Origin of the sequence: Novosphingobium olei, from assembly GCF_037076535.1 — a bacterium.
GTDB classification, from domain to species: domain Bacteria; phylum Pseudomonadota; class Alphaproteobacteria; order Sphingomonadales; family Sphingomonadaceae; genus Novosphingobium; species Novosphingobium olei.
Genome location: NZ_AP029021.1, coordinates 1,032,588 through 1,050,257 on the forward strand (window position 1 = coordinate 1,032,588; position 17,670 = coordinate 1,050,257).

The 17,670-nt window shown below is 67.1% G+C and carries 20 protein-coding genes; 5 read left to right on the forward strand and 15 right to left on the reverse strand.

Annotation, left to right across the window (positions count from 1 at the left end):
• Positions 1-2: 2 nt before the first annotated feature.
• Positions 3-1,265 carry a 23S rRNA (adenine(2503)-C(2))-methyltransferase RlmN gene (gene rlmN / locus AACH40_RS04910; protein ID WP_338644426.1) on the reverse strand — a complete coding sequence of 421 codons (1,263 nt, stop codon included), beginning with the start codon at positions 1,263-1,265 and terminating at the stop codon, positions 3-5.
• Between the two features lie 179 nt (positions 1,266-1,444).
• On the opposite strand from rlmN, the gene AACH40_RS04915 reads away from it, so the two are divergent.
• Both AACH40_RS04915 and AACH40_RS04920 read left to right on the forward strand, forming a co-directional pair.
• Positions 1,445-2,116 (forward strand): outer membrane protein, encoded by a 672-nt coding sequence (locus AACH40_RS04915; protein ID WP_169492553.1) that lies wholly within the window; start codon positions 1,445-1,447, stop codon positions 2,114-2,116.
• 233 nt (positions 2,117-2,349) lie between these two features.
• On the forward strand, positions 2,350-3,039 hold the full coding sequence (locus tag AACH40_RS04920) for a porin family protein (protein ID WP_338644428.1): 690 nt from the start codon (positions 2,350-2,352) through the stop codon (positions 3,037-3,039).
• A 61-nt stretch (positions 3,040-3,100) separates the two neighbouring features.
• On the opposite strand, the gene AACH40_RS04925 is transcribed toward AACH40_RS04920, so the two are convergent.
• From AACH40_RS04925 to AACH40_RS04950, 6 genes are all read right to left on the reverse strand, one after another.
• Positions 3,101-3,589: a hypothetical protein gene (locus tag AACH40_RS04925; protein WP_338644429.1), complete on the reverse strand. Its 489-nt coding sequence runs from the start codon at positions 3,587-3,589 to the stop codon at positions 3,101-3,103.
• Positions 3,586-3,789 (reverse strand): hypothetical protein, encoded by a 204-nt coding sequence (locus tag AACH40_RS04930; RefSeq protein WP_338644430.1) that lies wholly within the window; start codon positions 3,787-3,789, stop codon positions 3,586-3,588. Before AACH40_RS04930 ends, AACH40_RS04925 begins: the two co-directional genes overlap by 4 nt.
• 3 nt (positions 3,790-3,792) lie before the next feature.
• Positions 3,793-3,978 carry a DUF4169 family protein gene (locus tag AACH40_RS04935; RefSeq protein ID WP_338644431.1) on the reverse strand — a complete coding sequence of 62 codons (186 nt, stop codon included), beginning with the start codon at positions 3,976-3,978 and terminating at the stop codon, positions 3,793-3,795.
• Positions 3,978-4,607 carry a phosphoglycerate mutase family protein gene (locus AACH40_RS04940; RefSeq protein WP_338644432.1) on the reverse strand — a complete coding sequence of 210 codons (630 nt, stop codon included), beginning with the start codon at positions 4,605-4,607 and terminating at the stop codon, positions 3,978-3,980. The genes AACH40_RS04935 and AACH40_RS04940 overlap by 1 nt, the downstream gene beginning before the upstream one ends.
• 79 nt (positions 4,608-4,686) lie before the next feature.
• Complete coding sequence (locus AACH40_RS04945) at positions 4,687-5,070, reverse strand: hypothetical protein (RefSeq protein WP_169492559.1); 384 nt, start codon at positions 5,068-5,070, stop codon at positions 4,687-4,689.
• 110 nt (positions 5,071-5,180) lie between these two features.
• Complete coding sequence (locus AACH40_RS04950; protein ID WP_338644433.1) at positions 5,181-5,765, reverse strand: TetR/AcrR family transcriptional regulator; 585 nt, start codon at positions 5,763-5,765, stop codon at positions 5,181-5,183.
• Positions 5,766-5,905: 140 nt separating this feature from the next.
• Here AACH40_RS04950 and AACH40_RS04955 point away from each other — a divergent pair, with 140 nt between their 5' ends.
• Positions 5,906-7,573 carry an FAD-dependent oxidoreductase gene (locus AACH40_RS04955; protein ID WP_338644434.1) on the forward strand — a complete coding sequence of 556 codons (1,668 nt, stop codon included), beginning with the start codon at positions 5,906-5,908 and terminating at the stop codon, positions 7,571-7,573.
• A 19-nt stretch (positions 7,574-7,592) separates the two neighbouring features.
• On the opposite strand, the gene AACH40_RS04960 is transcribed toward AACH40_RS04955, so the two are convergent.
• On the reverse strand, positions 7,593-8,078 hold the full coding sequence (locus AACH40_RS04960) for a GreA/GreB family elongation factor (RefSeq protein ID WP_338644435.1): 486 nt from the start codon (positions 8,076-8,078) through the stop codon (positions 7,593-7,595).
• 116 nt (positions 8,079-8,194) lie between these two features.
• On the opposite strand from AACH40_RS04960, the gene AACH40_RS04965 reads away from it, so the two are divergent.
• The gene (locus tag AACH40_RS04965) at positions 8,195-8,398 is read left to right on the forward strand and encodes a hypothetical protein (protein ID WP_338644436.1); all 204 of its coding nucleotides are present in this window, start codon (positions 8,195-8,197) and stop codon (positions 8,396-8,398) included.
• A 1,025-nt stretch (positions 8,399-9,423) separates the two neighbouring features.
• Here AACH40_RS04965 and AACH40_RS04970 read toward each other — a convergent pair.
• The gene (locus AACH40_RS04970) at positions 9,424-11,445 is read right to left on the reverse strand and encodes a lytic transglycosylase domain-containing protein (protein WP_338644437.1); all 2,022 of its coding nucleotides are present in this window, start codon (positions 11,443-11,445) and stop codon (positions 9,424-9,426) included.
• 108 nt (positions 11,446-11,553) lie between these two features.
• Between AACH40_RS04970 and dapA the strand changes: the two genes are divergently transcribed.
• On the forward strand, positions 11,554-12,435 hold the full coding sequence (gene dapA, locus AACH40_RS04975) for a 4-hydroxy-tetrahydrodipicolinate synthase (protein WP_169492565.1): 882 nt from the start codon (positions 11,554-11,556) through the stop codon (positions 12,433-12,435).
• 25 nt (positions 12,436-12,460) lie between these two features.
• On the opposite strand, the gene AACH40_RS04980 is transcribed toward dapA, so the two are convergent.
• From AACH40_RS04980 to AACH40_RS05005, 6 genes are all read right to left on the reverse strand, one after another.
• Positions 12,461-13,180: an SDR family NAD(P)-dependent oxidoreductase gene (locus AACH40_RS04980; protein ID WP_338644438.1), complete on the reverse strand. Its 720-nt coding sequence runs from the start codon at positions 13,178-13,180 to the stop codon at positions 12,461-12,463.
• Positions 13,177-14,490 carry a fatty acid--CoA ligase family protein gene (locus tag AACH40_RS04985; protein ID WP_338644439.1) on the reverse strand — a complete coding sequence of 438 codons (1,314 nt, stop codon included), beginning with the start codon at positions 14,488-14,490 and terminating at the stop codon, positions 13,177-13,179. Before AACH40_RS04985 ends, AACH40_RS04980 begins: the two co-directional genes overlap by 4 nt.
• The gene (locus tag AACH40_RS04990; protein ID WP_338644440.1) at positions 14,483-14,815 is read right to left on the reverse strand and encodes an acyl carrier protein; all 333 of its coding nucleotides are present in this window, start codon (positions 14,813-14,815) and stop codon (positions 14,483-14,485) included. The genes AACH40_RS04985 and AACH40_RS04990 overlap by 8 nt, the downstream gene beginning before the upstream one ends.
• 14 nt (positions 14,816-14,829) lie before the next feature.
• Positions 14,830-15,342, reverse strand: coding sequence for an acyltransferase (locus AACH40_RS04995; protein WP_338644441.1), 513 nt, complete (start codon positions 15,340-15,342; stop codon positions 14,830-14,832).
• A 361-nt stretch (positions 15,343-15,703) separates the two neighbouring features.
• On the reverse strand, positions 15,704-16,486 hold the full coding sequence (locus AACH40_RS05000; RefSeq protein WP_338644442.1) for a 3-hydroxybutyrate dehydrogenase: 783 nt from the start codon (positions 16,484-16,486) through the stop codon (positions 15,704-15,706).
• A gap of 44 nt (positions 16,487-16,530) precedes the next feature.
• A complete protein-coding gene (locus tag AACH40_RS05005) occupies positions 16,531-17,634 on the reverse strand; it encodes a patatin-like phospholipase family protein (protein ID WP_338644443.1) in 1,104 nt (367 codons plus the stop codon).
• Positions 17,635-17,670 lie beyond the last annotated feature (36 nt).

Genomic DNA, 17,670 nt, shown 5'->3' on the forward strand with positions numbered 1-17,670 from the left:
CGTCAGCCGAGCGCGGCCTGCTTCTCTTCGGCGAGGCGGTCGAGCTCGGCGCGGCTCTTCTTTTCGGCGGCCGTCTTGAGCTGCCCGCACGCCGCGTCGATGTCGCGTCCGCGCGGCGTGCGCACCGGGGCGGAAATCCCGGCATCGAACACGATCTCGGCAAAGCGCTTGATCCGCTCCGGGCTCGAACATTCATAGACCGCGCCGTCCCACGGGTTGAACGGGATCAGGTTGACCTTGGCGGGCAGCTTGTACTGCTTGATCAGCCGGACCAGTTCACGCGCATCGTCGTCGCTGTCGTTCTTGTCCTTCAGCATCACGTATTCGAACGTGATCCGCCGAGCATTCGAAGCGCCGGGATAGTCGGCGCAGGCCTGCAGCAGTTCCTCGATCCCGTACTTGCGGTTGATCGGAACGATCTCGTCGCGCACGTCCTTGGTCACCGCGTGGAGCGAGACGGCAAGGTTCACACCGATTTCCTCGCCCGCGCGGGCCATCATCGGCACCACGCCGCTGGTCGAAAGCGTGATGCGGCGCTTCGACAGGGCAAGCCCGTCGCCATCCATCACCAGCTTCAGCGCATCGCGCACGTTGTCGAAGTTGTAGAGCGGCTCGCCCATGCCCATCATCACGATGTTGGTGAGCAGGCGTCCGTCGGGGGTGTAGGCGCTGGCGGCTTCCTCGTCGTCGTCGTCGAAGTCCAGACCGGCCATGTTGCCGGCCCCCTTGGGCCATTCGCCCAGCGAATCGCGCGCGAGCATCACCTGGCCGACGATCTCGCCCGGCGTCAGGTTGCGCACCAGCCGCATCGTGCCGGTATGGCAGAAGCGGCAGTTGAGCGTGCAGCCGACCTGGCTGGAAACGCACAGCGTGCCGCGGTCGGCGTCGGGGATGAACACCATCTCGAAGTCATGCTTGTCCGCCGTGCGCAACAGCCACTTGCGCGTGCCGTCGGTCGAAACTTGCGCCTCGACGATCTCCGGACGGCCGATCACGAACCGTTCGGCCAGCCACGGGCGCATCGTCTTGGCGATGTCGGTCATCGCCTCGAAATCGGTCACGCCGCGATGGTAAAGCCAGTGGAACACCTGCTTGGCGCGCAGCTTGGCGGCCTTGGGATCGAGCCCGGCTTCGCCGAACAGCTCGACGATGCGCTTCTTGGGCAGGCCGATCAGGTCGATCCGGCCATCTTCGCGCGGGGTCACGTCACGCGGCACCGGAACGGGGTCCGTGTGCCCGGGGATCGGCATCAGGGGGGTGTGCATGCGCGCGCATATAGGGAAGTGCGCCCGCTTTCGCAAACGCGCCCTGCCACTGTGGCGGTTTTGCCACATGGCCTTGTTGTGTTAGGTTCATGAAACCGGCGATCTGTCTCATCCGTTCGAAGGACCAATGCCAGCCGATGCGTTTGCTTGCTGGCAGGGGTTACAGAACGGAGTTTTTTATGAAGAAGATCAGCGCCATCCTTGCCGTCGGTGCGGCAGCGATCTCGGTCCCGGCGTTCGCGCAGGATGCCACGCCCGCGCAGAATTTCCAGGGTCTTCGGGTCGAAGGCCTGGTCGGTTACGACCACAATCGTTCGGGCAGCAGCGTCGACATCGACAACACACGCAACATCAAGCAGTCGATCGACGGCGTCGTCTACGGCATCGGTGCCGGCTACGACGTGGCCGCCGGCAGCAACTTTACCCTGGGTGCCGAAGCCGAAGTCACCGACAGCAGCGCCAAGTGGGACAACAACAATGGCGTGCCCAACACCTTCAATCTCGGCCGCGTGAAGGCCGGGCGTGACCTCTACTTCGGCGCCCGCGCCGGCTACGCGGTCTCGCCCTCGACGCTGGTCTACCTGAAGGGTGGCTACACCAACGCGCGCTACAACCTCGAAGGCACCGACGGCAGCACCAACCTGCGTCAGCGCCTCGATACCGACGGCTGGCGCGTTGGCGCCGGTGTCGAACAGAAGGTCGGCACCAACGCCTATGTGAAGGCCGAATACCGCTACTCGAACTACTCGAAGGGCGAATTCGACTTCAACGGCGATACGCCGGACAGCAGCCGCTTCAACATCGATACCGATCGTCACCAGGTCATGGTCGGTGCGGGCGTGCGCTTCTGATCCGGGAACGGATCGCCGCCTGACGGTTTGACCGTTCTCGAATGACGGGGCGGGCTGGAGCGATCCGGCCCGCCCTTGTTATGCAACCAACTAAATAGTGTTGCAGAAATAACACTGTCATTTGTTGTATTCGATTCAGGAAACCGAATGGCCGTGAAGTCATTCGTCAGTGGACTGCCGGCTGGGTCGCAACCTTCCGGTTACTGGCAGACACGAAAAAGGGAGTTTCATTTATGAAGAAGATCGTTGCCGCGCTTGTCGCCGTATCCACCATTGCTCTGGCCGCTCCGGCCTTTGCGCAGGACGCCAGTGACGAAACGGTGTCGCCGTCGAAGAACTTCAGCGGCCTCAGCGTCAACACCACGATCGGCTGGGATCACCTGCGTTCGGGCAGCACCAAGGACATCGACAACACCGCCAACGTGAAGCAGTCGCTGGACGGCATCGTGTTCGGTGGCGGCATCGGCTTCGACGTGCCGCTGGGCGATCGCCTGACGCTCGGTGCAGAAGGCGAAGCGACCACCAGCTCGGCCCGCTGGGACAACAACAACGGCGTTCCCAACACGTTCAACCTGGGCCGCGTGAAGGCCGAACGTGACCTCTACGTCGGTGCCCGTCTGGGCTTCGCCATGTCGCCCAAGACCCTGCTCTACGTGAAGGGTGGCTACACCAACGCCCGCTTCGCGCTGGAAGGCAATGGCGGTGGCCTGGTCAGCAACCAGCGCCTCGACACCGACGGCTGGCGCGCAGGCGCCGGTATCGAGCAGAAGCTCGGCGATCACGGTTTCGGCCGTATCGAATACCGCTACTCGAACTACCAGAAGGCGGAATTCGACTTCAACGGCAACACGCCGGACAGCAGCCGCTTCAACATCGACACCGACCGTCACCAGGTCGTTGCCAGCGTTGGCGTGCGCTTCTGATCGCCTGATCGATCCGAAGATCAAAGCGGCGGGCCGGGGGCAACCTCGGCCCGCTTTGCTGTCAGCGCCGCGCGCAGGCGAGTGTTGCGGCGTCGAGCGCGCTGGGCAATCCGGCAAGCCGCCATGTCTCGCGCGTCACCCGGCCGGGTTCGCGCAAGGTCACGGTCAGGTCCGTGGAAGACCGCATCGCCGCCACGATCGCCGCATCGGCGCGCCGGTCTTCGGCCCAGGCGCTGGCCCCGCCTTCCAACAGCACGAACGACTGCCCGCCGATCGACAGCGTGACCCGCGCGGCAGGCGAGGCAACGCGCGGCAGGCGCACGTGGATCTGTCCGCGCACATCGCGCGTCGGCCAGCTGGCGACGGTCAGGTACGGCTGGAAATCGCGCTTCCGCCCCGGTGCCGGGCGCGGCATGGCGATGACGTAGCAGCGCGGCACGCCCGGATCGCGGAAGGCCGCCCAATCGTTCCACACGCCCAGCGAATCGCGCGCCTCCGCCGCAGGGACGGCCGCGATGGCCAGCGGCACGGCCAGCAGCCCCCGCTTCACCCTTCGAGCAGGTCCAGGTAGGCGACGACGTCGTTGTCGGTGGCAAGGAACAGGCCGTCCTGCACCGCTTCGCTCTGCGCGGCGGCAATCGCCATCGCCTGGTCCAGCGGGCCGTAGAACAGCGTTTCGGCCGATCCGCCTTCGGCTCCGTCACCCAGGTGATAGAGGCGCACCGTCGCCTCGCCATAGGTCGTGCGCATCGCTCAGTCGGGGTCCCGCTCGCGCCGCAACGCGGCAAGCCTCGCCGCAGCGCGCGCTGCTTCGGCTTCCTCTAGCGCCTTCTGCCCGGCGGTGCGGCCGAACTTCGCCCGGTTGGCCGCCGCCTCCGCCTGCGCGCCCGCGCGTTGCTTTGCCTTGCGGACGGCGCGAAGGTTGACGATCTCGGCCATCAGGCGTGCTCGGTCCCGCGCTCGGCGCCATGGAGCACGCATTCCGCGCCATCCTTGATCAGCGCGATCGAGCCTTGCACCAGCGAAGGCGCGATCGGCACGCCGTGATCGGGATGGGCCGGGTATCCGGCCATGATTCCGCGCAGCACCCGGCTGGAGATGCCGTGCATCACCACGATATGATCCTGCCCGTCATCGCCGGTGCGCTCGATCCAGCTCTGCAGCCGCGCGGCGATCTCCGGGTAGTCCTCGCCATCGGGGGCGGGGCGCAGCAGGTGGTCGGCGATGACGATGGGCCCATGCTCGGCCTCGACATCGTCGTAGGACCGTTCGCACCACGATCCCATGTCGATCTCTTTCAGGTCCGCCGTGCGGCTGGCGGCGAACCAGTCGATGCCCAGCTCCTCGGCGATCAGCGCCGCCGTCTGCAGCGCCCGGCCGGTCTCCGAAACGTGGAGCACCACGCGGGGCCGTTCGCCCAGTTCCCGGCGCAGCGCCTGGCCCATCTGCGTCGCCTGTTCGCAGCCGAGCCGGGTCAGCGGAGTATGGATGTGGTTCGATTGCAGGCGGCGCGCGGCGTTATAGACGGTTTCGCCGTGGCGCATGATGTAGAAGCGCGATGAGGTCATGCCTCGCGTGATAGCGCGACCGGTGGCGTCACGCCATCCGTGTCAGGCCATCCGTGTGAGGCCATCGGCGATCACGCGATCAGTCGCAGGCCGACCAGTCGCCCGCGCGGCAGGCGGCCACGGCGCGGCGCCAGTCGCCCATGTCCTGCTCGTACTGCGCGCGGCGTTCTTCGTAATCGGCCTGGTCGGCGCGATAGCGGCTGTCCTGTTCGGCATAGTCCGCGCGCGTGTCCCGGCCCTGGCCGTCCTGCGCCTCGCGCCAGGCGCGCCAGCCTTGTGCATATTGCGCATCGCGCTGCTTCACGCGCGCCGCCTCGTTCAGATTCAGCTGGCGGATGATCGCGCTGTCGCGCGCCCGCGCTGCCTTGCTGCGCATGGCAGGATCGTTGGGATTGTCGGCGTGTGCCGCAACCGGAAGAATAAGCGCCGCAAACGCGACGATGGCGCATGATCCCGTTTTCATTGATGCTCCCCGAACCCGTACCCGATCCGTTATTTGTCGAAATGTATCAGGCAGCTGGACGGCGGCAAAGCGACTTGCGACCAACCGCTCGGCTTGCCTTGCGGGCACGGTCAGCGGATGGCTCTGTCGCCCATGATAAGCCGGGCGTTGGCGCGCCAGAATTCGCGCTGGCGTTCGGCCGGCCAGTTGTCGGGATCGAACAGCGACTGGATGGCGATGCCCTGCAGGGCGCTGACCGCCATGGTCGCCCTGCGGTCGATATCGTCCACGTGCGGGTAGGCAATCTTCAGCGCTTCGCGGGCAAGGCCGACCGCGTTCGCGCTCCACCAGCGCTGCTCCTCGGCCAGTTCCGGATCATGATCGGCCATCGGCCAGAACTGGAAGTAGACCCGCCAGGCCCGTCGCCCGTCCTCGTCGATCGGCAGCAGGATTTCCAGCCTGGCCAGCGGATCGGACAGCTCGCTGCCGGCCAGCGCGTCGAAGCGCTGCTGCGTGCTCTCGGCCGCATGGCGATAGGCGGCGCGCAGCAGCGCGCGTTTGTTGGCGAAGTAGTGGGTCACCACCGTTGTGCTGAATCCGGCGCGCGCCGCGATCTGCCGGATGGTTGCCGCCTCCAGCCCGCGTTCGGCGATCAGGTCCGCCGCGATCGCCGCGATTTCCCGGCGCTTCTCGTCATGGTCGACCGGTGCAGGCATCGCCACCTCGTAGCCACAAGTGGGGGGCTGGCCAAGCCACCTAGCCAAAGGTCGAGGACACTGTGTGCAACGCGTGTTGTATACGGCCGATGCAAGCTGAGGCTCCTCGAAAGACGGGATGCCGCAAACGGAGATGGACGATGGCGCAAGGCGTGACCAGTGCGAACGTGGCGTGGGATCTGACGGCGGATGTCGTCGTGCTCGGCTCGGGCGGGGCGGCGATGACCGCTGCCATCTCGGCCTACGATCACGGTGCCAGGGATGTCGTCATTCTCGAGAAGTCGGGCATGGTCGGCGGCACCACGGCGATGTCGGGCGGTATGCTGTGGATTCCGAACAATCACCACCAGCACGAAGCCGGGATCGGCGACAGCGACGAGGACATCGTCGCCTATCTCGACAGCCTTGCTCCCGGCGCGCTCGATCCCGACCTGTTATGGGCGTTCATGCAGAACGGGCCGGAAATGCTGCGCTACTTTGCCGAAAAGACGCCGGTGCGGCTGGTCTCGTTCACCGATTTCCCCGATTACCAGCCCTATGCCCCCGGCGCGAAGCCCGATGGCGGGCGCAGTCTGGACAACGAAGCCTTCGCCTTCGAACGGCTCGGCAAGTGGGCGGGGCGGGTCAACCCCAGCAAGATGGCCTACCCCTTGCGCGGCAGCCTGATGGAGGCGACGCGCGGCACGCTCGACGCGGCGACGCTCGAAGAGCGCGAACGCGGCGATTATCGCGGTCTGGGACAGGCGCTGGCGGGGTCGCTGTTCAAGGCCGTGCTCGACCGTGGCATCCCGGTCGAATTCGAAAAGCGTGCGCGGCGGCTGGTCAAGGATGGCGACCGCGTGATCGGCGTCGTGGCCGAAGACGCCAGCGGCAAGGACGTGCGCGTCCGCGCCCGGCGCGGCGTGGTCATCGCCACGGGCGGGTTCGAATGGAACGAGACGCTGGTGAAGAATTTCCTGCGCGGTCCGCTCACCGGCCCGGTCAGCGTTCCCGAGAACGAAGGCGACGGCCTGCTGATGGCGATCGAGGCGGGGGCGCAGCTCGGCAACATGCAGAACGCCTTCTGGATGCAGAGCGTGCTGGAGTTCGAGCCGCAGCATCGCGCCGCGAAGCCCAACTACATGCTGGGATCGGACGAGCGCGCGCGGCCGGGGGCGATCCTGGTCAACCGCAAGGGGCAGCGCTTCGTCAACGAAGCGGCGAACTACAACGCGCTGGGCAAGGCGCTGCATGCCTTCGATGCGGGCACCCATGCCTATGCCAACCTGCCGTACTGGCTGATCATCGACCAGCGCTACAGGGACAAGTACCACACCTTCAACGCCGCGCCGGGAGCGCCGACGCCGTCCTACATGCTGCAGGCCGATACCCTGGCCGAACTGGCGCAGAAGGCGGGAATCGATCCGGCGGGTCTCGAGGCGACGGTGGCACGCTTCAACGGCTTCGTTGCGCAGGGACGCGACGACGATTTCCAACGCGGCGCCAACACCTACGACAACTTCTACATGTGGGGCGATCTCGATTACGATCCGCCGTTCCGCACGCTGGGTGCGATCGACCGTGGGCCGTTCTATGCGGTGAAGATGGAGGCGGGCGCGCTGGGGACCGCGGGTGGCCCGCGCACCAATGCCGATGCGCAAGTGGTCGACTGGAACGGCAACCCGATCCCTGGGCTCTATGCCGCGGGCAACGCCATGGCGGCGGTGCTGGGCGATGTCTATGGCGGGGCCGGTGGCACGCTGGGACCGGGCATGACCTTCGGCTATATCGCCGGAAAGCACTTGGGCGCCACGATCCCCAACGTGTGAGCGAAGGGCGACGTTGGGATCACGGCTCCGGATAGCTGACGCCGACGATCTCCCACTCCTTTTCGCCGCCGGGCAGGCGCACCACGCGCAGATCGCCAAGGCGCGCGCCGCGCAGGGCGCGGGCGATGGGGGCGCTCCAGCCGATCAGGCCGGCGCTCGCATCCTGTTCGTCATCGCCGACGAGCGTGAGCGTGCGGCGGTTGTCGTCCTCGTCGGCGATTTCCACCGTGGCGCCGAACAGCACGCGGGTGCGGTCTTCCTGCCGCGCGGGATCGACCACGCGCGCGGCCTTCATCCGCCGGGCGAGGTGGGCGAGCTCCCGATCGATCTCGCGCATGCGCTTGCGACCATAGAGATAGTCGCCGTTCTCGCTGCGGTCGCCATTGCCCGCCGCCCAGCTGACGATCTCGACGATGGCCGGGCGTTCGGTGCCGAGCAGGTGATCGTAGCGCGCGCGCAGCGCGGCGAGGCCGGCCGGGGTGATGGGATTGCCTTCAACCTTCATGCGCGCGGTCTTAGGCGTTCGTCCTGCACGGCGAAAGCAGGCGCGCGCTGTTGCGCTGTGGATGGCCCGCGCGTAGGGCGGGCAGGACTTTATCCAAGATGCGAAAGCGAATCCCGATGGCCGAGACCTTTTCCCTGACCGTGACCGCCGACGAGCTGGAAATGCTGGTCGACGCGCTCGAAGCGGATCTCGAGGGCTATGTCGAAGCGGCCAAGGAAGCCCGGGGTTCGGGCGATGGCGGCGATGTCGAGATGTTCAAGGACGCCGCGCTGAACATCCAGAAGCTGCTGACCCGCCTGCAGGACATGCTGCCCGAATAAGGGCAGGGCTCGCCCGCGCGGGCCACTCGACTCACGCCGCCTTATCCGGCGGCGAGCCCGGACGATAACGCCGTTGGGAAGAGTACGGACCTGCGCGACCGGCGCGGGCGCCATGCGTGGCGCGTGCGCGTGGAGGGCAAGAGGAACGCTGTGGCGAGTGGCCGGCGGGGCGTTGGCTATCCCGGATCGGCTCAGCCTTTATTCGGACGGGGGCTCGAAACCCGGGCGGCGGCTCGCAAGGCGGCCCGGTCCGTAGCGAATAAGTCCCTGAAGGATCAGCCCGGACGGCCTCGGATCGGCGTGGAAGCGGATCTTCGGCGGATCATGGGGCACTGTGACTTCAGGGAGGCGCTGCCACGCGGTTGAACCACCGCACCACATCCGCCCGTCCGTTGCAGTGGCGTTGGGTTGCCCTGAGGGACTTGGGGCTTAACGCCCTCTCTGCCGTATCCCTTGAGAGAGATGCGGTTCCCGCAGCGCCGACCCGCGCCGGTCGCGTCGGGCCATACCCCACGTGGAGATTGGCCCGAAGGAGCGAAGAGCAAGCCGGCCATGCCGCTCCCGGTCCGTGGGGTGGCGTATAACCTATATGGTACGTTTTGTCAAGGTCGGGAAGGAAGGGCAGAGAACAGAGCAGATGCGAGGGGGTCACCCCCTCGCGCTCCCGGGACGTCTTCCGGCGCTGGCCAAGCGCTTTGGGGAGGTGCTGCGTTCGATCTCGCTGTTGCGCTGGAAGGACAAGGGCAGCCCTTCGACAGGCTCAGGGCAACGGGTATGGGGGAGGGGGTAGTTCTTGCTTCCGGGGTCGTCATGCCAGCGTAGGCTGGCATCGTGGGCGGTTTGCGGAGCGGTTGGTAGGCGCTTGGCGGCCAGCGATCCCAGCCTTCGCTGGGATGACGCTATTTTGGCGGGTAATGGTTTCGCCCCGAACCCCGCCCATCCTGAGCTTGTCGAAGGACTGTTCTTCTTTCTTGGGGCCCCACGCCTCGCTCGCACTCCTCCGCCACCCTTCGGGTCCGGTCAACTCAGCCTGGCTGGTTCTTGCCGAGGAAGTGGCTGAGCGGGTTGGGGCCGCGGTAGCTGGCCTTGTCGGGGTTCATGGCTTCGTAGACCACGGCGTTTTCCAGCACGCGCTGGACGTAGTTGCGGGTTTCCGACAGCGGGATGCGTTCGATCCAGTCGACCCAGGCGATGCCGCCGGTGCGCGGATCGCCGTTGGCGCGCAGCCACTTGTTCACGTTGCCCGCGCCCGCGTTGTAGGCGGCGACCGCCAGCGGCCAAGACCCGCCGAAGTAATTGAGCATGCGCTGGAAATAGGCGCTGCCGAGCTGGATGTTGAGGTTGGGGTCCTGCGTCAGCAGCGTGGTATCGTAGGCGAGGCCGAGCTTGCCCGCCTGTTCGTTGGCGGTGCCGGGCATCAGCTGCATCAGCCCGCGCGCGCCGGCATGGCTCAGCGCGTTCTGGGCGAACTGGCTTTCCTGACGGGCGATGGCGTGGATGCCGGTCCAGCCGCTTTCGTAGCCCGGCGGCACGGTGACGAGCGGGAAGGCGATATGCTGGAAATCGAGATAGCCGCGCGCGCCGGCCGCTTGCCCCACGATCACGCCCAGGTCGCGCCGGCCGAGGCTGCGCGCCAGTTCGGCGACGAGCATGTGCTGGCCTTCGGTCTGCTGCTGTTCGGCGATTTCCTTGAAGAAGCGCACGCTGGTGCGCCAGTCGGCTTCGCGCGCCACTTCGCGCACGGCCTGCGTCAGCGGTGCGGCGGCGAAGGCGGCGCGTTCGGCGGCCGTGGCCTGCGCATCGGAATCGCGGGCAAAGCGCGGCACCGCGCGGCCGAGCCGTTCGAGCGCGAGGAGGCCGTAGAACTGGTCGGCATATTGCGCGGCGAGTTCGTAGTACTTGTTGGCGTCTGCCGTGCGGCCCGCCTGGGTGAGCGCGCGGCCCGCCCAGTAGAACCCCTTGGACCGGGTGCCCGGCGTGCGCGCGGCAGCACCGTAGCGGTAGAACAGCGGGGCGGCCTGGTTGCCATCGCCCATGTTCCACAGCGCCTGCGTGCCGCCGAGCCATTCGAGCGAGGTGTAATCATCGCGCAGGCCGTAAGTCGTCTGGCTGACATCCTCGCCCGGATCGAACGCATCGTCGATGGCCGCCGCGATGCGCACGGCAGAACGGGCATCGCCCGACGTGGCCGCGCCGCGCGCGTTCATGAGCAGTTCCTCGACCCACTTTTCGCGGTCGAGCGGCTTGCGCGTGAGCGGCAGGCGGTTTGCGAGCAGCGATTGCGCGGCGCTGCCCTGGCCCGACTTGCGAAGCTGGCGCGCGCGCTGGAAGAGGAATCCGGGATCGGAATTGAGCGCCTGCGGCTGGACGCCTGCGGCAACGGCATAGGGATCGAGCCCCTGCAGCGAAGCGAGGCGCGCGCCGTCGATGGCCTTTCGCGCCGGGGAGATCCACGGCAGTTCGCGCTGCGCCTGCGCGGTGGCGCCGGCCCAGAGCAGCGCGTCCATCCGCGCGTCGTGATCGTCCTGCGTGAAGGTCGATCCATAGGCGGCGAGGATGTTCGCTTCGGCCATGTCGCTCATCGCGCCGCCGCGCCAGGCGGCACGGGCGACTTGCGCGGCATCGGGGCGGCCGAGCTGGCGCAACGCGAGCGCGTACTGCGCGCGGCCGGGATTGGTCAGCGGCGGCTGGCGATCGAAGAAGGCGACGAGCGTGGTGGCATCGGCGAATTCGCGATCGAGCGCCGCTTCGGCATAGCGGCGCAGGCGCTCCTCTTCCGGAAAGCGCGGATAGGACAGCACGAAGCCGGCATAATCGTTGAACGAGAAGCGGTTGGAGCTGGTCAGCAGCTTCCAGCGCTCGATTGCCTGGGCCATCGGCCCCTGCGCCTGCGCGACGAGTTGCGCGCGGGCGCGATCCCACGCGCTTGCATCGACATCGCCGCTGCCTTCGCTGGCGTGGCAGGCGACCGAGGCGGCAAGGCCCGGCAGGACTGCCGCACCCAGCAGCAGCTTTCGAATGACAGCTTTCACGTCCACGCTGGACATCCTATGCCACGCGTCCTTATCAGGCACTGAATAACGATACCCCGTCCTCATTTTCGGCGCTGTTCAGCGCCGCTGTCCGATCATGCGGCATGTTGAAGGTGAAAGTCCATGTTTTCCGGCTCAATTCCGGCTCTGGTGACTCCTTTTCGCGACGGAGCGTTTGACGAGAAGGCGTTCCGCAAGCTGGTCGACTGGCAGATCGAGAACGGTTCGTCGGCGCTGGTGCCCTGCGGCACGACGGGCGAGGCATCGACCCTGTCGAACGCCGAACACCACCGCGTGATCGAGGTCTGCGTCGAACAGGCGGCAGGCCGGGTGCCGGTGATCGCCGGCTGCGGCAGCAACGACACGATGAACGCGCTGCTGCACATGACCTTTTCCAAGAAGTGCGGCGCGCAGGCCGCGCTGTGCGTGGCGCCCTACTACAACCGCCCCAGCCAGGCGGGGATCATCGCGCACTTCAGCTATCTGGCCGAACACATCGACCTGCCGATCGTGCTCTACAACGTGCCCGGCCGCACGGTGACCGACATCCTGCCCGAAACGGTGTGCGAGCTGGCCAAGCGCTTTCCCGACCGGATCATCGGCATCAAGGATGCGAGCGGCGACCTTTCGCGCGTGACCGACCACCGCATGGGCATCGGCAAGCACTTCTGCCAGCTTTCCGGCGACGACGAACTGGCGCTGCCGGCCAATGCCGCGGGCGCGGTGGGCTGCATTTCGGTGACGGCGAACGTGGCGCCCAAGCTTTGCGCCGAGTTCCAGCAGGCCTGCGCCGACAACGACCTGGTCCGCGCGCGCGAGCTGAACGACAAGCTCTACCCGCTGCACTACGCGATGTTCGAGGACGCTTCGCCGGGCCCGGTGAAGTACGCGCTGACCCGCGTGCACGACTGGTTGACCGAGGACCTGCGCCTGCCGCTGGTGCCGTGCAGCGAAGGCGCGCGCAAGGCGGTGGACGCCGCGCTGGAGCACGCGGGCCTTATCTGAGGCGCGGCTGGACTGAGGTGAGATTCTAGGCGGTGCTGCCGCCGTCGACGGTCAACACCGTGCCGGTGACGCGCGCCGCCTCTTCCGAGAGCAGGTAGAGCATGGCGCCGGCCACATCCTCGGGTTCGGCCGGGCCAAGCGGGGCGCGGCGCAGGACCGAGGCGAGCCGTTCGCCATCGAGCGTGCGGGTCATCTCGGTCGCCATGTAGCCCGGAGCCACGCAGTTCACCGTGATCCCGCGCTTGCCCACTTCGCGCGAAAGCGAGCGGGTGAAGCCTTCGAGCCCGGCCTTGGTCGCGCCATAGACCGACAGGCCGCTGTAGCCGGTGCGCGCGTTGACCGACGAGGTCATGATGATGCGGCCGCGGCGGCGCACCAGCATCGGTTGCAGCAATTGCCGCGTCAGCAGGATCGGCCCGGTGAGGTTGGTGGTGACGAGGCTTTCGATCTCGCCCGGAGGGGTGAGCGCGAACAGCCGGTCGCTGCTGGCGGCACCGTTGTTGACGAGCGCGTAGATGTCCTTGTGCGTCTTGACGATGCGGCGGCCGACTTCGGCGACTTGCGCCAGATCGCCCAGATCAAGCGGTTCGAACGCGAGCTTGCCGGGATGGCGCTCGCCAAGCTCTGCCAGCGCGTCGCTCCAGCGACGGTTGGCGGCAACGACGTGATAGCCCCGCTCGAGCAGGCGGGCGGCGAGCGCGAGCCCGACCCCGCGCGAGGCGCCGGTGACGACGACCGTGCTCATGCCGGAACCCGCGCCGCCTTGCCCGCGCGGGTGAGCGCGAGTTCGGGTGCGATCTCGATCGTGGCGGGGCGTGCTTCGCGGGGCAGGTGTTCGCGGCACCAGCGCTTGAGCGCGGCGATGGTGTCGGCAGGAGGCGCGCCCTGCGCCGCATCGCCGGGATCGAGCACGACCCTTGCCGCGATCAGCGCGCCGAGCATCGCGCTGGGGCGGGGCACGACCTGGCAATCGAGCACGGCGGGATGCTGCTTGAGCACCGCTTCGACGCGTTCGGGATGGACCTTCGCCCCGCCGACGTTGATGACGTTGCCCGCGCGGCCGAGAAAGCGCACGCGCCCCTGCGCCAGCTCGACGCGGTCCTGCGTGCAGAGGAAGCCGTCGGCGTCGAACAGCGCCTCGCGCCCGGCGCGAAGGGTCTGCGGATCGGGGCGGATCCACAGCATGTCGTCCCGGATGCGCAGCGCGAGCGCGTGCGGCGCGCGGTCGAGCCATTGCTGCGTAAAACCGGCGATGCCATCGTGGACCGAAAAGCCGGTGCCGGCCTCGGTCGAGGCATAATGGTGCGAAATGCGCGCGGCGGGGAACTGGCGGGCGAGCCGGTCGAGCAGCGGCTGGTCGGCCGTTTCCCCGCCCAGCGTGACCTGCTGCAGGGCAAGATCGCGCGACGCCGGGGCCATCAGCACGCGGCGCCAAAGCGATGGCGTGGCCGACAGATGGATGACCCCGCCTGCGGCCAGCGCGGCGATGCGCTGGGCGAAGGGCAGATCGGCGGCGGGGGCGACGAGCCGGCTTCCCCCGAGCAGGGCGTGGAGCAGTACCTGCAGCCCGGCAAAGCGGCACGGATCGTAGAGCATGCCCCAGACGGGCGCGCCCTGGCCTTGCGCCGGATCGGACGGGGCCGGATCGGGCGGGGTTGGCACACCGCGCGCGAGGCTGGCGAAGGCGTGAGCGAAGAACTTCGGCGCCCCGGTCGAGCCCGAGGTCGCGAGGTCCCAACGTGTGGCGACGGCGGCGCCTTGGTGCGGGTGGACGACGGCGGGCGGGGCGGTCAGCGCATCGGTGGCTTGCGAGGCGAGGTCGGCGGGCAGGAAGCGCAGCGCCGCGACCTTGCCATCGAGCAGGGCGACGAGCCGGGCCAGATCGCCGATTTGCGCCGGGGCCAGCGTGACGATATCCTGCAGCCCGCATCCGGGCGCGGCGGATGCGGCGAGATCGGCCAGCTCGCCAGCGGTTACGCGGGCATCGCCGGTATCGATCACCACCTGGCCGGGCGGCAGGGCGCGCGCCCTGAACCGCAGGCCCAGGCTAGCCATCGACGAAGGCGGGCGCGGTCAGGTCTTCGCGCGGTTCGGCGGCGGCGAGCGGGATGGCCGGCTGGTCCGCTTCGAGCAGGCGGGTGTAGAACCCGACGAATTCGGCGAAAGTGATCGGCGGTTCGGCATCGGGATCGATCGCGAAGGGATCGACGCCGAGATCGTCGTCGAGCTGCGCGATCAGCACCGCGAAGGCCATCGAATCGAAGCCCGTTTCGAGCAGCACGGTGTCATCGGAGAGCGGCGGTGGCGGCTCGTCGTGATCTTCGCTCCACAAGGCGTTGAACGTCGCGCGGATCTGGTCGGCTACGGTGTCTGTGGTCACGCCTTTGTCCCCCTTCAGGCATGTGCTGGCATGGTATCGGCCTGGTCAGCGGCTGACTGTGCGGCCGGTGCCGTTTCGGCGGGCGCGCCATCGCGGATGCGCGCGCCGTAGAGCCCGGTCTGGATGTTGCGTTCGATCACGCGCGCGGGGTTGCCGAAGGCCAGCGAATGGGCCGGCACATCGCGCAGCACGACTGAGCCCGCGCCGATGATGCAGTGATCGCCGATCGTCACCCCCGGCATGATCACCGCGTGCGCGCCGATAAAGCAGTAGTCGCCGATGGTGGTGGGCAGGTGCACGTTGTTGACGAAATCGTGCGTCATGATCGACGTGCGGAAGGTGACCGCCGAATACTTCCCGATGCGGATCCCGTCGGGAAAGGTCTTGTCGATCTTGGCGGTGAGGGAAATCCGGGTGCCTTCGCCGATGTGCGTTCCCCAGAAATGATTATAGTACCAACGTACTATACTAATAAACCGCCTGTATAGTTCGGTCCTGATTCGCGTTGCGACCCCGTAGCGCTTCACCAAACCCTCCATGACAGGCGGTAAAGGCGGCAAATTGTTTCCTATCGCCCGCCGATATTTTCGCGATTTTTATCGGCACCAATTTACGGGTGGGAAATTATTTAAGCAACAATCCGCAACGTCTTTTTGTCGTTGGGCATTATCTTCTGTTTTCATGCAGTTCCATGCTTTCGCTTGGCCGGATGGTGCCGTCAGCGGAAGGCAGGAACGGGCAGCGGGGGATGGGCGCCGACAATGATCGATTGCGCGGGCGGCGATCGCTCCGCGCCGTGATTCGGATGCGCAGGGCTTGACGGGCGACCGTGGCGGCCGCCCGCGAGAAGGGTCAGGGGCGTGATGCGGGGGGGCGAGGCTCCCCGCGTCAGCTCATCGACCAGCCGTGGCTGGCGGTGAGCGACTGGCCGGTCAGCGCGTTCGAGGGGAAGGCGGCGAAGAACAGGGCGAGTTCGGCAATGTCCTCGACCGTGGTGAATTCGCCGTCGACGGTCTGGCCGAGCATGACCTTCTTGACCACTTCGTCTTCGCTGATGCCCAGTTCCTTCGCCTGTTCGGGGATCTGCTTGTCGACCAGCGGGGTGCGCACGAAGCCGGGGCAGATCACGTTCGAGCGCACGCCCTTGGCGCCGCCTTCCTTGGCGATCACCCGCGACAGGCCGAGCAACCCGTGCTTGGCAGTGACGTAGGCGCTTTTGAGCGGGCTCGCTTCCTTCGAATGGACCGAGCCCATGAAGATGACCGCGCCCGAGCCCTGCTTGTACATGTGCGGCAGCACCGCCTTGCTGGTGAGGAAGGCGCCATCGAGGTGGATCGCCAGCATCTTCTTCCAGTCGGCATAGGCGAAGGCTTCGACCGGGTTGACGATCTGGATGCCCGCGTTCGACACCAGCACGTCGACGGTGCCCCACTTGGCGACGACTTGCGCCACGCCGGTGTTGACCTGGTCTTCGCTGGTGACGTCCATCGCCACCGCAAGCGCGGCATCGGCATGGTCGGCGTTGATCGCATCGGCCGCGGCCTGCGCCGCATCGAGCTTCAAGTCGGCGATGGCGACCTTGCCCCCGGCGGCCGCATAGCGCTTGGCGATGGCAAGCCCGATGCCGCTGGCGGCGCCGGTGACGATGCAGACCTTGTTGTTAAGATTCATGGTGATGGCTCCGGTTCTTGAGGGGGATTCCCCGGTTAGGGTGGTCAGGCGAGATCGAGCGTCACGATGCCGCGCGTGGGGCGTTCGCGTTTCTTCCAGCGCGGGCTGGCGAACGAGCGGAGCACGTCCTCGCGCCCCGCCTGCCAGTGCCCTTCGACCGTCATGCGCGAAAATTCGTAGTCCTTGCCCTGGCTCTCGTAGTCCTCACCCCGATTGATCAGGTGCAGGATCGTCACCGGCCCCTGCGACCGGTAGGCCTTGAGCAGGGCGAGATCGGGATCGTCGGCAAATTCCGGTGGCAATTTGGCGAACAGCCTTTGTGCCGCTGCTTCAAGCGCTTCGATCCGCTTGTTCATGTCGGTATTCATGCGCGTGCGGCTGGAATAGCGGATGTCCTTTTCGCGCTGCGCCGCTTCGGCCAGGCTGCGCGGCATCATCCCGCGCGCGCTGAACAGATCGACCTGAAACACCAGCAGCGGGTCGGTGCCGCGCTGGTCCAGCACCTGCTGCAGCGGCGTGTTCGACACGATGCCGCCGTCCCAGTAAGGTTCGCCATCGATCATCACCGGCGGAAAGCCGGGCGGCAGCGCGCCGCTCGCCATGATGTGTTCGGGCCCGATGCGCCGGTCGCGGTTGTCGAAATAGACGAAGTTGCCGGTCAGCACGTTGACCGCGCCCACGCTGAAGCGGACCGGGCCATCGTTGAGCAGGTCGAAATCCACCAGCTCTTCCAGCGTGGCGCGCAAGGGGGCGGTGTCGTACAGGCTGATCGCCTGCGGCGAGCCGGGCTGTTCGAGCCAGGGCGCGCACAGCCGCGGGGTGAAGAATCCGGGAATGCCGGTGAGTGCGATCGTGGCGGCCGACGCTTCGTTGAACAGCCGCCGCCCCCAGCCATCGGCAAAGGGCGAGGGGAAGGGCACCCGGCTCGACGCCTTGTCCCAGAACGCGCGCAGCGCGGCGATGCGCTTGTCCGGTGGGTTACCCGCGATGAGCGCCGCATTGACCGCGCCGATCGAGATGCCCGCGACCCAGCCGGGCATGTGGCCGCTTTCCATCAGCGCCTCGAACACGCCCGCCTGATAGGCGCCGAGCGCGCCGCCGCCCTGAAGGACCAGCGCGCAGGATTCGCTGTCGACTTGGCCAGTCATTTGGGAGCGCCTCGCAAGGGGTGAGCGATGTCGGGA